The sequence below is a fragment of the Streptomyces sp. RLA131 genome (genome assembly GCF_056270125.1).
Window position 1 is genome coordinate 6486958 of record NZ_JBWDOQ010000002.1, and the last position, 14599, is coordinate 6501556.

A 14599-nucleotide genomic window follows, 5' to 3' on the forward strand; every position below is an offset into this window, starting at 1 on the left:
GTTCACCGGCCGTGAGCCGCACACCGACCTGATGCCTGGCCCGGCGGGACGACCTCCGACGCCGGCCCGCGGCCGCGCTTGTCCGGACCTCTGCCGAGCTGTGGCAGCCGCCGCCCACCCGACCGCCCCGGCCGCCCGGCGGACGCGCGACGCGGCACGGGCCCGCGCCGAGTTCCTGGACGTGGCGACCGCGGAGTTCGCCCGGCACGGCTGCACCGGAGCCGGGTGGACGAGATCGCCGCCCGGATACGCACCACCAAGCGGATGATCTACTACTACTTCCGCGACAAGGAAGCGCTCTTCACCGCCGTACCGGAACGCGCCCACACCGTGATCCGCAGCGTCGAGCAGCAGGCCGACGTCGACCACCTCGACCCGGTCCCGGCGATCCGGCGGCTCACCGGGCTCACCTTCGACCACCACGAGGCGCGGCGATCGACGTGCTCGGCCGGATCCTCCGGGCGGGCCGCGCGCAGGGCGTCTTCACCGCCGACGTCGATGCGGTCGACCTGCACGCCATGGTCAGTCGTCCCGGCGCCCTCCGCGACGGACGGGGGCCCGGACCGGCACATTGCCGGTCCGGGCCCCCGTCCCGCCGCCTTGCAGCTCGGTGGCCGCGGTCGTTCAGCGGGCTAGGCGACGCCGAAGGTCAGCACGAGCTGGGGGGCGTTGGCCGAGGACGCCTGCCGGGACCACAGCCAGAGCGCGTCGGTTCCGCTGCTGGTGAGGGCCAGGCCGTACGAACCGCCGAGTACGCCGCTGAGCTGGGAGGCGTCCAGCGCGATCGGGTAGGCGGTCGAGACGGTGGCGGCCCCGGTGAGGGTGCCGAGCACGGTGGACGACAGCGCCGGACGGGAGCTGTAGGTGGTGCCGGCCTCCGTCCAGCTGCCGGTGACCGGGACGACGCTGGTGGTGTCGGCCGAGCCGGCGGTCGGGTCGGTGGTGGTGGTCACCCGCAGCACCGCGCTCTTGAGCACCTGGCCGCTGGGGGCGGCCGGCAGCGTGAAGCGCAGATAGCTGAGGTACGCGGAGCTGCCGCGGACCGCCAGCGAGCTGGAGGTGCCGTAATTGGTGGACACCGCACCGGCGTTGACGTAGGTGTCCTCGGTCGGACTCAGGGTGGTGACGGTGTCGGCGGGGGCGCTGGCCAGGGTGTAGTGGCTGGTGACCTGGGTCGCGCTCAGGGCGCCGGGATAGACGGCGGTCTCGTCGATCTGGCCGGCGAAGAAGTTGCTGGAGGGCTGGTTGGGCCAGCCGTTGAGGTTGTCGCCGCCGACCCGCCAGTACCCGGTGTAGTTCTCGTTGGAGGTCTGGGAGTTGCTGCCGGTGAGGCTGCCGTCGACGTAGAGCTTCATCCCGCCGCTGCCCTGGGTGGCGACGACCTGGTGCCAGCCGCCGTCGTTGTAGGAGCCGCTGGTGGTGACGGTGTTGGTCGAGCCGGTGTAGACACCGAAGACCAGCCGTCCGTCATTGGTCATGTAGACGTGCTTGTCGTACTGGCTGCTGATGCCGCTGGTGCGGTTGCCGAAGCCGACGATCTTGCCGCCGGTGGTGGTGGTGGTCTTGAACCAGGTCTCCACGCTGAAGGTGGCCGGCCGGCTGTGGCTGCGGTCGCTGTAGACCCACTGGTCGGAGCCGTTGAAGCCGATCGCGGTGCTGGGACCGGTCACCGCCGCCGGGGTCTGCCGGTAGGAGGGGCCGCCGACGTAGTCGCCGTTGTCGTCGGAGCCGGAGGCGTCGGTGGCGAAGGTGCCGCCGCTCTCGTCGTAACGCCAGTACAGGTCGGCCCCGTCGGCGAGGACCTGGGCCGGGTAGCCGGCGCTGCTGCTCGCGACGGTGGCCGAGGCGGTGGCGGACAGGCCGCTGGTGTTGCTGCCGTCGCTCGCCGTCACACGGTAGCTGTGGGTCGAGCCCGGGGTCAGCCCGGTGTCGGTGAAGCTCAGCTGCGGCCGCACCCACGGCAGGGAGCTGCCGGTGGTCGTGTAGAGCGAGGTGGACCCGCCGTCGCGGTAGACCTTGTACGTCAGCAGGCTGTCGTCGTTGTCCAGGCCCGCCTGCCAGCTCAGCTTGACCTTGCCGGATTCCAGGCTGGTCGCGGTCGCCACCGGGGTGGACGGACTGCCGGTGTCCGGGCCGCTCGCGAAGCGGGTCAGGGCCTGCTGCGCGCCGCCGTCGACGGTGGTGAACTCACCGCCCACCCACAGGTAGTCGGTGCTGCCGACGGTGGAGACCGACATCACCCGCGGGCCGATCTGCTCACCGGTGCCGTCGTTGGTGTCCGGGAACCAGCCGAGCAGTGTCGGGTCGTTGACGGACTCCGCCAGCAGATGCCTGCGCCGGCCGTCCGGGTACTCGCCCATGCTGCTGCAGTCGTGCGCGTGCGAGCCGCTGTAGAGCACCGACTTGTAGACGGCCAGCGCCTGCGTGGCCCCCAGGCAGGTGTCGCGCCAGCGCTGCGCGTAGTCGCTCGCGTCGAAGGCCGTACGGCCGTCGAACACCCCGCCGCCGGTGCCCTCGTTGGCGGTGTACAGGCCGGTGGCGTCGGCGGTGATGTCCTTGACGACGGAGGTCGCGGGGAAGAAGCCCGCCGGGTACGCCTTCGTCAGCGCGCCGGTGGAGGCGCTGACCACGGCGAGGGCGTGCGAGTCGCTGCCGCCGATGGTGTTGAAGTCGCCGCCGATCATCACGCCCGACCCGTCCGGGGTGACCTGCACGGCCCGGCCGGAGGCGTCGCCCTCGGGATCCCACGAGGTCAGGGAGCCCGAGGTGGTCAGGGCCGCGAAGTTGTTCCGGGTCTGTCCGGCCACCGTACCGAAGTCGCCGCCCAGGTAGATGGTGTCGGCGGTCACGTCCAGGGCCCGTACGGTCGCCGAGACGGCCGGGTGGAAGGTGCTGCTGGGCGTGCAGGTGGCGATGTCGATCGCGGCGACGCTGTTGGCCGCGACCCCGTTGACGGCGCTGAAGTAGCCGCCCGCGTACAGCGTTTGCTGGTCGGGCGAGACCGCGAGGGCCCGTACGGTGGCCGTGCTGCCCGCACCGATGGTGAAGGACAGACTGCAGCTGGTCGGCGCCCCTGTCGAGGCGTTGAACGCGGCGAAGTTGACAGCGGACTGCTCGTTGCTGCCCGATGCCGAGCCGGGCGGCCGGATCGCGGAGAAGGTGCCGCCCGCGAAGACCACCCCTCCGGTCTGGGCCATCGCCCAGACGATTCCGTTGGTCTGCCAGGTCGACAGATCGTCGGCTGTGAGCGCGACCGGCGGGGTGAGCGCGTGTGCCGCCGGTGCGACAGCCGCTCCCACCCCCGCCAGTGCTCCCGCCGCGAGAACCGCGGCAGCCGGTATTGCCCCCACTCTTCGCATGAGCCCCCCAAGGCCACATTGCACTTAACCGGGCACATTCGCCCGTCGTGCACGCAGCGTAGGACCAGGTGGGGTGCTTTGGTGCAATCTTTGAGGAAACTGTGTGAACGCGTTCTTCACATGATGGTCGCGACATTCACACCTGACGGCCCGTCGGCCGCGCATGGTAACCGGACAGCCCGCCTTCCTGCTTGTGAATCTCTCAGGTGCCCCACGGACGAGCTAGGTAGGGCAGCCTCATGAACGGGAAAACGGTGGGTCACGAACTGGTGGCCCCGTGTGACTCAGGAGGTCCCGCGTGACGGTCGTCGAGCCCGGCACCAACGTCGGCAACGCTGCGGAACTCTTCCGCTCCAGCACCGCGCACAGCCCGTCCATCTTCGCCCTGGAGCGGGCCAGCGGCGGCAAGGTCAAGAGCGTCGACTTCTGCATCCCCTGCAACCCGTACTTCCCCACGCCGGGCATGTTCGACCAACTGGGCGGGAAGATACGGGACATCCTGACGTACTACCCCAGTGGCGCGGAAGCGATCATCGGTGAGCTCTCCGCCGTCCTGGGGCTCAATCCGCAGACCGTCGCCATGGGCAACGGCTCGACGGAACTGATCACCTGGATCGACCACCTCCTGGTCCGCGACAGCCTGGCCACCCCGATCCCCACCTTCGGGCGGTGGACCGACCAGCCCATGGAGACCGGCAAGCGCGTCGACATGTTCCTGCTGCCCGAGGCCAACGGCTTCGCGCTCGACCCGGCCGCGTTCATCTCCTTCGTACGGACCAGAGGCTCCCGTACGGCCGTGATCTGCAACCCCAACAACCCCGACGGGGGCTATCTGCACAAGCACACCGTGGTGCAGATGATGGACGAACTCGCCGACCTGGACCTGGTGGTGATCGACGAGTCCTTCCTGGACTTCGTGGACGCCGAGGCGTCCCCCAGCGTCGTACGGGAGGCCGCCGTCCGGCCCAACGTCATCGTGCTGAAGAGCCTGGGCAAGAACTTCGGTCTGCACGGCGTCCGCTTCGGCTACCTGGTCGCCAACCCCGCCCTGGCCGGCAAGATCCGCGGCGCGGTGCCGAAGTGGAACCTCAACTCCTTCGCGGAGATCGTCGTCTTCATGCTCAAGGAGTACCGCCAGGAGTACGCCGACAGCCTGCGCCGCCTCTCCCGCGACCGCCAGGCGATGTCCTGGCAGCTCGCGTCCCTGCCGGGCATGACCGTCTACGCCTCGCAGGGCAACTTCATCTTCGTCAAGCTCCCCGACGGCGTCGACGGCCGGGTGCTGCGCGACCGGCTCTTCGCCGAGCACGGCGTGGTGATCCGCGAGTGCGGCAACAAACTCGGCAGCAGCAGCAGCTTCGTCCGGCTGGTGGTGCGCTCCCAGGAGGACGTCCAGAAACTCCTCGTCGGACTCAGCAACGTCCTCTACGGCGGAAGCTGGTACGCCACCCAGGCCGCCGCTCAGCAGACCGGAGGGGATCAGCGCAGGTCCGCCGCCCACGCCGCCCCCGTCGAGCCGGCTCCCGACAAGCCCGCCCGCGCCGCCACCCCGGCGCTCATGCCGGTACAGCCGCTGGTCGCCGCCCAGCCCCTGGCGCCCCAGCTCGCCGGCCCGGGAGCCCTGCTGCCCGCCGGCTCCTTCCCCGCCGCCCAGCAGTGACGCCGGCCCAGCAGTGACGCCGGCCCCGCCGCGCCCCGGTCCGGCCGGCCCCGGCGGCGCGTGGCCCTGACCCGGTCGGTCTTCGGCTGCCGCTTACCGCTGTGCCCGCTGTGTCCATGCGGGTGTCCAGGTCCCGCTGCCGGGGCGGTCGGGCTGTGCGGAGCCGAGGTAGTCGCGGAGTGTGGTGAGTGCGGGGTGCGGGTTGTCGCGGCGCCAGATCAGTGAGTGCGGGTAGAGGGGCGTCGGGTCGGTCACCGGGATGCGGCGCAGGCCGTGGCCGGCGGGCCAGACGGTGGGGGTACCTCCCAGCGGTAGCTGGGGGAGGGTCTGCTCGCCCACGAAGGTGGCCAGGGCCGGGGTGTCGGCGATGGTGTCGAGGAGCGCGTCGGAGCCGAAGTTGGGGCCCGTCGCCTCGATGGTGAGGCCGAACTCGGCCACGAGGTCGTCGTAGTAGGCGGCCCACTCGGTACCGGGGACGATGCCGGGCATCCAGATCCGGTGCTCGGCGAGCTGGGCGACGGTCACCGACCGGGCGCCCGCCAGCGCGTGGGCGGGGCCGGTGAGGAGCTGGAGCGGCTCGTCGAGCACCCGGACGGACGCGATGTCCTCGGGAAGGGGCCGGCCGGGCGCGGCGACGGCGCGGAAGGACGCGTCGATCGCACCGGACCGGATGGCGGCGACGGCCGTCTCGATGTCGAACAGCATCATCACATCGAGGTCGATCTCGGGGTGTGCGCGGTGGAAACCGCGCATCAGGCCCGACTGCGCGCTGCGCGAGGCGAGCACGTCGACGCGCAGCGGACGGCTGCCGGCACGCACGGACGCGACCGCGCGCTCGGCGATGCGCAGCAGCTCGCGCGCGTGGGGCAGGAACGCCTGCCCGTCGATGGTGAGCTCGGCGCCGCGCGCGGTGCGGGTGAACAGCCGCACGCCGAGGTCGCGCTCCAGCGCGGCGATGCGCTTGGAGACGGCCTGCTGGGTGACCGCCAGCTCGGCGGCGGCCTCCTGGAACTGCCCCGCGTCGGCGGCGGCGACGAAGGTCCGGACGGTGTCGAGGTCCATGGCGATCCACCTTAGTGGACAACGTTTGGTTGTGACTCGCTGGCAATCGGTTGTTTGACCTGCGGTTGTGCTGCTGGTTTTGCTCCTGTCAGTCAACGTCGGTTTGTTCGGGTGGGACAGCAAGGGGTGCGCTGCGCATGGTGGGCAGGGGACGGTTGGGCCGGCGGTTCGGGTGGCTGTGGGGGGCGTACGGGGTCAGCACGTTCGGCACCTGGCTCGCGTTCGACGCGTTCGCTCTGATCGCGATCCTTGTGCTGCACGCCGGGCCGACCGAGGTGTCGGTGCTGGCAGCCGCGGGGTCCGCGGTGGGGGCGCTGGTCGCGGTGCCGCTCGGACCGTGGGTGGAGTTCCGCCGCAAGCGGCCGGTGATGGTCGCGATGGACCTGACCCGGTTCGCAGCACTGATGAGCGTCCCCGCCGCGTACGCACTCGGTCTGCTCGGTTTCGTCCAGCTCCTGGTCGTGTCCGTCGTCGTCGGTGCGGCCGACATCACCTTCAACGCGGCCAGTGGCGCGTATCTGAAGGCGCTCGTGCGGCCGGAGGACCTGCTTGTCGCAAACGGCCGATTCGAGTCCACGACCTGGACCGCGACCGTGCTCGGACCGCCGGTCGGCACGGCCGCGATCGGGCTGTTCGGCCCGGTGATGACCGTCGTGGCCAACGCGGTCAGCTATCTGCTCTCGGCCGCGGGGATTCGTGCGATAGGCGGCAGTGAGCCGCGCCCCGTGCGCACCGGTACGCACGGGGCGCGGCTCCGGCCCGGCGACCTGCTCGAAGGATGGCGGTACATCCTGACCCACCCGGCCCTGCGCCCCCTGTTCTTCAACACGGTCCTGGTCAGCGGTCTCATCATGGCGACCTCGCCGCTGCTCGCCGTCCTCATGCTCGGCGGCCTCGGGTTCGCCCCCTGGCAGTACGGCCTCGCGTTCGGCCTGCCCTGCGTCGGCGGCATCATCGGCTCACGGCTGGCCCGCCGACTCGTCGCACGGTTCGGACGGCACAAGGTCATGCTCACCGCCGGGGTACTGCGCGCGTGCTGGTCGCTCGGCCTGGCCTTCATCCGGCCCGGCGTGGCCGGGCTCGTGCTCGTCATCGCGGTCGAGTTCGGACTGATCACCTGCATGGGCGTGTTCAACCCGGTGTTCGCCACCTACCGGCTCAAGCAAGTCCCGACGGACCGGATCGCCCGCACCCTGTCGGCGTGGTCGGTCACCAGCAAGGCGACTGTCGCGGCCATGACCGGGCTGTGGGGCCTGCTGGCCGGCATCACCGGCCCCCGTACCGCGATCGCCCTAGCCGGTCTTCTCATTCTGACCACCCCCTTCCTGCTTCCCCGGCGCGACCACACGCCGCACCACGAGCGGGAGCCGGCCCATAGCCCGACGTGACACACCGCAATCCGCTGGGGCGGACGACGAAAGTCGCGTGACCCCACTGACGGCACCGGCAACACTGGCGCGACGACCATTGATCGAGAGGCTTTTCAGGCCGGCTGGAACCAGACCCGTGGTCACCTCGACGCCGCCCGGGCCCGCCTGACGGGCCTGCCGGACATCGATCTTTCAGCGACGTTGGAGTTCCTGGAGCACAACGAGCCGGGACTCGCCTTCGACTGCCTGGTCGATCTCGGTGACGACCTCGACCTTCCAGCGATGCGCTGGACAAGCCCCACCTCACGGCTGCCGACTTCCCGGTCAAAGTACTGGCGCGTCAAATCCTCCAGCACGAATCAGCGATTGAGCTGTTCACTGCCGGCTTGGAGGGCCGGCCGAGCGCCAACCCGCTCACTACGACGGCGACGGCGGACTTCTCCCAGTACGTCGTAACCTCTTCGTAGGGAAAGCGCCGCGGACTCATCGATAAAGCCGGATGTATCGGCCGCGTCGCGAATCGTCTGGGGCGGCTCCATCCGCTGGATGGAGCCGCCGCAGCGGTACTGAATTCCCTTCCCGCTGGGTCAGGCCCGTGACGAGGCCGCCGGTGCCGCCCCTTCCGGCTGTCTGTCCACGTGCTCAGGAGCCCGACATGGCGTCCCCGAACATGGGGTCGTCACCCGCGTTCCCGATGCCCACGGACGACGCACCGAAGCTCACCGCGCCGGTGGCCGTGACGCCTCCGGTGGAGCCGCGCAGGACCCACACGGCGCCGTCGTCGCTGTTCTCGCCGCCCGCGCCCACCGACAGATCGGCGCGGCCGTCCTTGTTGTGGTCGGCGAGGTGGACGGCGTCGCCGAACATGTCCGACGGCTCGTTGGCGCCCGGGACACCCGAGGTGCCCTGGTTGAAGGACTGGGCGCCGGTCCCCGTCAGGCCGGAGGCGCCCCCGCGCAGCACCCATACGTTGCCTGCGTGGGTCGCGGAGCCGATGCTCTCGAAGGCCGCGCCGACGGCGAGGTCCGGGTAGCCGTCACCGTTGACGTCGCCCGCGGCGAGTGTGCCACCGAAGGTGTCGTCGGACTCGTCCGCTCCCGGCACGCCCGCGGTGTCCTGGCTGAAGACGGCGCTGCGAGTGGTGTCGACGCCCGCCGCGCCGCCGTAGAACACGGTGGCGTAGCCGCCCTTCGCCGTCTGGTCCGTGACGGAGCCGAAGTCGGAGCCGACGACCAGGTCGTCGTGCCCGTCGCGGTCGAAGTCGGCCACGGTGAGCGCGCCCGCGTACCCCGAGCCCACCTCGGTCTGCAGCGTGGGTCCGGTCGAGGCACCCTGGTAGACGAAGTTGCCCGCGGAGGACCCCACCACCACGTCGTCCGCCCCGTCGTTGCCGAAGTCCCCGGCGGCCAGCTGGACGGCGCCCTTGGGGTACGCGCCGGACTCGATCTGCGCGTCGAAGCGCAGCTTCCCGGCCGCGCCGCCGGACTTCGTGAAGCCGCCCTTGAAGATCCACACGTCCTTGCCGGTGGAACCGACCGCCAGATCGGCCTTCCCGTCACCGGTGAAGTCGCCGACCGCGAGGGACTGGCCGAACCGGTCGTGGCCCGACGCGTTCGGGTCGCTGATCGTCGTGCCGCCCGACAGGCCGGCCGAGCCGCCCCACAGGATCGTGACCGAACCGCCGTCGGCATCGCCGCCGACGTCCTCCAGCGGTGTGCCTACGACGAGATCGCCGTAGCCGTCGTTGTTGAGGTCGCCGTGCGCGAGTTCGGTGCCGAAGCGGTCGGATGTCTCCGAGGTGCCCGGCACACCGGAGGAACTCTGCGATGTGGTCTTGTGGCGCGCGGCGCTGATGCCGCTCGACGAGCCGTAGTTGACGACCACAGCGCCCGCCTTCGCCTTCCCGCCCGCGACAGCGCCCGGGGCGCCGGTCGCCAGATCGCGGTAGCCGTCACCGTTGAAGTCGTCGGCGAGGCCGGACGCGGCGGCACTCGCGCCGCCGGGCAGGGTGATCAGCAGGCCACCGGCCAGGGCGGCCGCGACGGCGGTGGCGCCCAGGACGACGGGGCGCCGGGAGCGCTTGTGATGGGGCCGGGGCATGGGTTCCTCTCCAGACGGTACGTGCGGGCTCAGAGATGACTTCTGGTGAGCCTGAAGGGTTGCACGGGAAAGGGGAGGATTTTTGATGCCAACGACGGGGCGCACGGTAACGATCGGGGCACTTCCAGGGCATGAAGTGGGCCGTGCGGCTCGGGTGTTGTTGTGACGCGGAACCTGGGCCGCACTGCTTTGTCCAAGTGCGTCTTCACTGGCCGTCACCCGCGCCGTCCACGAGGTCCGGCCGCTCCTGGCGGCCCGTGGATTCGCCGCCCACGGGCCAACAAGCCCGGCCGCCGCGCCTTCGTCCCGGGCAAGAAGAAGATGAACACACCGCCGGTGGCGTCCGGCGCGTCGGCCGGGATGCGGGCCGGGCGGTTGTGCCGCTTGGACGCGCCCGGGCTCACGACGACCGTCCCGTCCGCGATCTCGATGCCCGCGTGAGTCCGCTGGACGGGTTCGGTCCTGCTGACGGCGGCGTAGCCTCAGGCTCTCCCGGCCATGGCCTCGCTCAGCCCTCGTCGGGGGTGAGCCGCAGCGAGATCGAGTTGATGCAGTAGCGCTGGTCGGTGGGGGTGGCGTAGCCCTCACCGGCGAAGACATGGCCGAGGTGCGATCCGCAGGTGGCACAGCGGACCTCGGTGCGGAGCATGCCGAGGGTGCGGTCCTCGATCAGCTCCACGGCCTTGGTGTCGGCGGGGTCGTAGAACGAGGGCCAGCCGCAGTGGGACTCGAACTTGGTGTCGGAACGGAAGAGCTCGGCACCGCAGGCGCGGCACGAGTACACGCCGGTGGTCTTGGCGTCGGTGTACTCGCCGGCGAAGGCACGCTCGGTGCCGGCCTCCCGGAGTACGGCGTACTCCTCGGGGGTCAGCTCGGCGCGCCACTCGCTCTCGCTCTTGTTCACTTCGTACGACATAGGTGTGCTCCTCAGCTCTCCAGGCGGGCGAGGATCTCCGGACCGAGGTCGGTCACGTCGCCCGCGCCCATGGTGAGAACAAGGTCACCGGGCTTGGTCATTCCAGCGATGGCTCCGGGGACGTCGGCCGGGTCGTGGACGGCGGTGACGTCGGCGCCCCGGGCGGTGGCGGCGTCGATGATGACGGCGCTGGTGATGCCGGGGATCGGGTCCTCACGGGCGGGATAGATGTCCAGGACCAGGGAGGCGTCGGCGAGGGTGAGGGCCTGGCCCATCTCGGTGCCCAGCTCCTGGGTCCGGCTGAACAGGTGCGGCTGGAAGACGACGAGGATGCGGCCGGGGCTGTCGGCGGTTGCCTCGCGCAGGGCCTGGAGGTCGGCGGTCATCTCGGTGGGGTGGTGGGCGTAGGAGTCGATGACCTGGACGCCGGCCGCGGTGCCCTTGAGCTGGAGGCGGCGCTTGACGCCGGTGTAGGAGCCGAGGGCCTGGGCCAGTTCGGCGGTGGGCACGCCGAGGGCGGTGCCGGCGGCGAGTGCGGCGACCGCGTTGTGGGCGTAGTGGCGGCCGGGGACGGAGACCGTGAAGACGTGCTCGGTGCCGTCCATGACCACGGTGACCTCGCTGGACATCCCGCGGGCGGTGATGTCGCGGATCCACACGTCGGAGGAGTCGGACTCGCCGACGGTGACGACCTTCAGGTCCTCGCGGCCGCGGACCCGGTCGGCCAGCTCGCGGGCGCCGGGGTGCTCGCCGACGACCAGGGTGCCGCCGGGGCGGATCCTGGTGGTGAAGATCTCGAAGGACTCGTAGATCTCGTCCATCGAGGCGTAGTTGGCGTGGTGGTCCAGCTCGACGTTGAGGACGACGGCGACCTCCGGGGCGTACTTCTGGAAGCTGCGGTCGCTCTCGTCGGCCTCGGCCACGAAGATCTCGCCGGTGCCGTGGTGGGCGTTGGAGCCGGGCACGTCGAGGTCGCCGCCGATGGCGTACGACGGGTCCAGGCCCAGGGCGCCGAGGCTGACGGCGAGCATCGAGGTGGTGGTGGTCTTGCCGTGGGTGCCGGCCACCGCGATCGGGCGGAAGCCGGTCATCAGGGCGGCGAGGGCGTCCGAGCGGTGGACCACCGGGACGCCGCGCTCACGGGCGGCGGCCAGCTCGGGGTTGTCGGCGCGGATGGCGCTGGAGACGACGACGCCGGTGGCGTCGGCGGCCAGGTGCCCGGCGGCGTGGCCGATGTGCACCGTCGCACCGAGCGCCCGCAGGGCCTGGGCGGTCCCGGAGTCCTTGGCGTCGCTGCCGGCGACGTGCGCGCCGCGCTGGGCGAGGATCTTGGCGATGCCCGACATTCCGGCGCCGCCGATGCCGATGAAGTGCGGTCGGTCCATGGCGGGAGGAATGGTCGGTGCGGGGGGGGTCATGCGCGCGTCTCCCGGGGTTGTGCCGGCCGGCTGGTGTGCTGCCCCGATTCTTCCACCTCGCGGCGGCCGCCCCGGACCCCGGGCGGCCGCCGTCCCCACGGCCCTGCTGGTTCCGCCGGCCCTGACGGTCCCGTTGCTCCTCAGTCCTCCACGTTGTGTGCGAAGAGCTTCAGCACCGGGACGCCCACCTTGTGCCGGGCGCGGGAGGTCCAGTCGCGGTGGAAGAACTCCTCGACGAGGTGGGGGGCGGTCAGCACGATGACCTCGTCGGCGTGGGTCTGCTCGACCACGGAGGTGAGCAGCTCGATGGGGTGGCTCTCGACGACCTCGCCGACCGCCTCGCTGCCGGAGTCGCGCAGCGCCTTGAGGGAGTGGCTGAGTGCCCGTTCGGCGGGGAGCAGGGCGTTGTCGCCCTCGGGCTGCTGCCTCTCGCGCACGGCCTTGTCGAGCTCGCCGAGGGCGACGTCGTCGATCGCCCGGAGCAGCCGGTCCTGGTCGCCGCGGGGCTGCATGAGGACGACGAAGGAGACGGGCTCGTCGCCGTGGAGCGTGGTGACGAGCTCCACATCGGCCGGAACCAGCGGCTTCTCGATCATGAGTACGGTCGTGAACACGAACGCGTCCTTCTTTCTCACGTTTCCTCACGGGATGCACGCAGTGTAAGTGTTCTCTCACACCGCCAAGCGGAACGGGATATTCCGCCAGATGTCAGTCACGCGTGTAACGCGTGAACAGGAAGCCGTCCTCCTCCAGGACCGAGGCCGGGGTGAACCGCTGCGGTTCGGCGAGCCCGGGACCCTCCATGATCCGCACGGCGTCGCCGGCGGTGACCAGGGGAGCGACGGTCAGGCAGAGCTCGTCCAGCACCCCGGCCGCCGCGAACTGGGCGAGCAGCCTCGGGCCGCCCTCGGCGAGCAGCCGGGTCAGGCCCCGGGCGGCGAGTTCGCGTACCGCCCGCGCCGGGTCCACGCCGGTGCCGTCACCGGCCACGACGACCTCGGCGCCGGACTTCACGGCGGCCGCGACCCGGTCGGCCGGCGCGTCGGCGCCGGTCAGCACGAGGGTGGGCCGGAGCGGTTCGGTGAACAGCGGCGCCGAGAAGTCCAGGTCCAGGCCGGCGGAGACCACCGCGATCACCGCGGCCGGGCCCTGGCCCGAGGCGGCCCGGCGGGCGGCGAACGCCTCCCGGGCCCGAGCCGGCCGGTAGCCCTCCTGCCGAACCGTTTCGGCGCCGACGACCACCGCGTCCGCCAGGGCACGCAGCACCCCGAACAGCCTCATGTCGCCCTCCGAGGACAACGCCTGCGACCTGCCGTCGTGCCGGGCCGCACCGTCCAGCGAGGACACCATGTTCGCCCGCAGCCACGCGGTGCCCGGCGGCAGCGCCGGGTAGGCGTACGCGTCCGCGAGGTCGTCCAGCGACTCCACAGCGATGGCGGGGGCGGGGAAGAGGCGGTACATGTCATGCAGTCTGGCACGGCTGTCCCGCCGGGCAGCGCCCCGCGCGGCACGTGGGGTGCGCCACACCGGCCCGGAGCGGTGCCCGCCAGGGACTACCCTGGGTGGCTGTGTCGTCCTCCGCCGCTGCGCAGACCCCAGTCCACCCGATAGCGCTCTCCGAACGGGAGCCGCGAGTCCCGGCGGACCGGCTGGTCGCCGAGATGGTGCCGCCGCCGCGCTTCGACTCCGTACGCTTCGACAACTACCTGCCGGACCCCTCGCAGCCCAGCCAGGCCGAGGCCGTCCGGGTCCTCGCCGGGTTCGCGGCGACCCTGGGCGGTGCCACCGAGGCCAGGAAGCGCCGGTTCCGCCGTGAGGCGCCGGCGCCCGCCGGACCCGGCGGGGTCTATCTCGACGGCGGCTACGGCGTCGGCAAGACCCACCTGCTGGCCTCCCTGTGGCACGCCGCCCCCGCCCCGCGCGAGCAGAAGGCCTTCGGCACCTTCGTGGAGCTGACCAACCTGGTCGGCGCCCTCGGCTTCCAGCAGGCCGTACAGGCCCTCAGCGGGCACCGGCTGGTCTGCATCGACGAGTTCGAGCTCGACGACCCGGGCGACACCGTCCTGGTCTCCAGCCTGCTCGGCAAGCTCGCCGCCGCCGGCGTGAAGCTCGCCGCCACCTCCAACACGCTGCCCGGAAAGCTCGGCGAGGGCCGCTTCGCCGCCTCCGACTTCATGCGCGAGATCCAGGGCCTGTCCGCCCGCTTCCGCTCGCTGCGCATCGACGGCCAGGACTACCGCCACCGCGGCCTGCCCGAGGCCCCGCCCCCGTACACCGGCGAGCAGGTCGCCGAGGCCGCCTCCCGGGCGGGCGTCTCCCTCGCGGGGGCCGCCTCGCTGGACGACTTCGGCGCACTCCTGGACCACCTCGCCCGGGTCCACCCCAGCCGCTACGGCGCGCTGTGCGACGGCGTCGACGCGGTCTTCCTCCAGGGCGTCAAGCCCGTCGCCGACCAGGCCACCGCCCTGCGCCTGGTCGTCCTCGCCGACCGGCTCTACGACCGCGAGGTGCCCGTCATGGCCTCCGGCGAGCCCTTCGACCGGATCTTCAGCGACGAGATGCTGGCCGGCGGCTACCGCAAGAAGTACTTCCGGGCCATCTCCCGCCTCACCGCCCTCGCCCGCGAAGCGCGGCGCCTGGCGCGGTAGCGCTGCGGCCGCGGTCGCCGGACGGGCCGAGACGCTCCGCGGTGCGGGGCGGGGCGATCCGTCGCA

Annotated in this window: 11 protein-coding genes and 2 pseudogenes; 5 read left to right on the forward strand and 8 right to left on the reverse strand. The window is 71.5% G+C overall.

Going from position 1 to position 14599, the window contains the following annotated elements:
- Positions 1-100 precede the first annotated feature (100 nt).
- Positions 101-527, forward strand: a pseudogene (locus RWE79_RS30275) (TetR/AcrR family transcriptional regulator); the annotation flags it as partial.
- A 105-nt stretch (positions 528-632) separates the two neighbouring features.
- Here the strand turns inward: RWE79_RS30275 and RWE79_RS30280 are convergent.
- A complete protein-coding gene (locus RWE79_RS30280; protein ID WP_475943250.1) occupies positions 633-3359 on the reverse strand; it encodes a CBM96 family carbohydrate-binding protein in 2727 nt (908 codons plus the stop codon).
- 298 nt (positions 3360-3657) lie between these two features.
- Here RWE79_RS30280 and RWE79_RS30285 point away from each other — a divergent pair, with 298 nt between their 5' ends.
- Positions 3658-5019 carry a pyridoxal phosphate-dependent aminotransferase gene (locus RWE79_RS30285; RefSeq protein ID WP_475943251.1) on the forward strand — a complete coding sequence of 454 codons (1362 nt, stop codon included), beginning with the start codon at positions 3658-3660 and terminating at the stop codon, positions 5017-5019.
- Positions 5020-5112: 93 nt separating this feature from the next.
- Here RWE79_RS30285 and RWE79_RS30290 read toward each other — a convergent pair whose 3' ends face one another.
- Positions 5113-6081, reverse strand: a complete 969-nt coding sequence (locus RWE79_RS30290; protein WP_475943252.1) for a LysR family transcriptional regulator — start codon at positions 6079-6081, stop codon at positions 5113-5115.
- A 137-nt stretch (positions 6082-6218) separates the two neighbouring features.
- Between RWE79_RS30290 and RWE79_RS30295 the strand changes: the two genes are divergently transcribed.
- Together RWE79_RS30295 and RWE79_RS30300 are read left to right on the forward strand one after the other, a co-directional pair.
- Complete coding sequence (locus tag RWE79_RS30295) at positions 6219-7469, forward strand: MFS transporter (protein WP_475943253.1); 1251 nt, start codon at positions 6219-6221, stop codon at positions 7467-7469.
- A 183-nt stretch (positions 7470-7652) separates the two neighbouring features.
- The gene (locus RWE79_RS30300) at positions 7653-7907 is read left to right on the forward strand and encodes a hypothetical protein (protein WP_475943254.1); all 255 of its coding nucleotides are present in this window, start codon (positions 7653-7655) and stop codon (positions 7905-7907) included.
- Positions 7908-8093: 186 nt separating this feature from the next.
- Here the strand turns inward: RWE79_RS30300 and RWE79_RS30305 are convergent, their stop codons facing one another.
- From RWE79_RS30305 to RWE79_RS30330, 6 genes and pseudogenes are all read right to left on the reverse strand, one after another.
- On the reverse strand, positions 8094-9551 hold the full coding sequence (locus tag RWE79_RS30305) for an FG-GAP-like repeat-containing protein (RefSeq protein ID WP_475943255.1): 1458 nt from the start codon (positions 9549-9551) through the stop codon (positions 8094-8096).
- A 329-nt stretch (positions 9552-9880) separates the two neighbouring features.
- Positions 9881-9988: pseudogene (locus RWE79_RS30310) on the reverse strand (Uma2 family endonuclease); the annotation flags it as partial.
- Between the two features lie 71 nt (positions 9989-10059).
- Positions 10060-10467, reverse strand: a complete 408-nt coding sequence (gene msrB / locus RWE79_RS30315; protein ID WP_475943256.1) for a peptide-methionine (R)-S-oxide reductase MsrB — start codon at positions 10465-10467, stop codon at positions 10060-10062.
- An 11-nt stretch (positions 10468-10478) separates the two neighbouring features.
- Positions 10479-11885, reverse strand: a complete 1407-nt coding sequence (gene murC, locus RWE79_RS30320; RefSeq protein WP_475943257.1) for a UDP-N-acetylmuramate--L-alanine ligase — start codon at positions 11883-11885, stop codon at positions 10479-10481.
- A 140-nt stretch (positions 11886-12025) separates the two neighbouring features.
- Positions 12026-12499: an indole-3-glycerol phosphate synthase gene (locus RWE79_RS30325; RefSeq protein ID WP_475943258.1), complete on the reverse strand. Its 474-nt coding sequence runs from the start codon at positions 12497-12499 to the stop codon at positions 12026-12028.
- A 94-nt stretch (positions 12500-12593) separates the two neighbouring features.
- Positions 12594-13346 (reverse strand): pyrimidine reductase family protein, encoded by a 753-nt coding sequence (locus RWE79_RS30330; protein ID WP_475943259.1) that lies wholly within the window; start codon positions 13344-13346, stop codon positions 12594-12596.
- Positions 13347-13453: 107 nt separating this feature from the next.
- Between RWE79_RS30330 and zapE the strand changes: the two genes are divergently transcribed.
- Positions 13454-14533, forward strand: a complete 1080-nt coding sequence (gene zapE / locus RWE79_RS30335) for a cell division protein ZapE (protein WP_475943260.1) — start codon at positions 13454-13456, stop codon at positions 14531-14533.
- Positions 14534-14599: the final 66 nt, after the last annotated feature.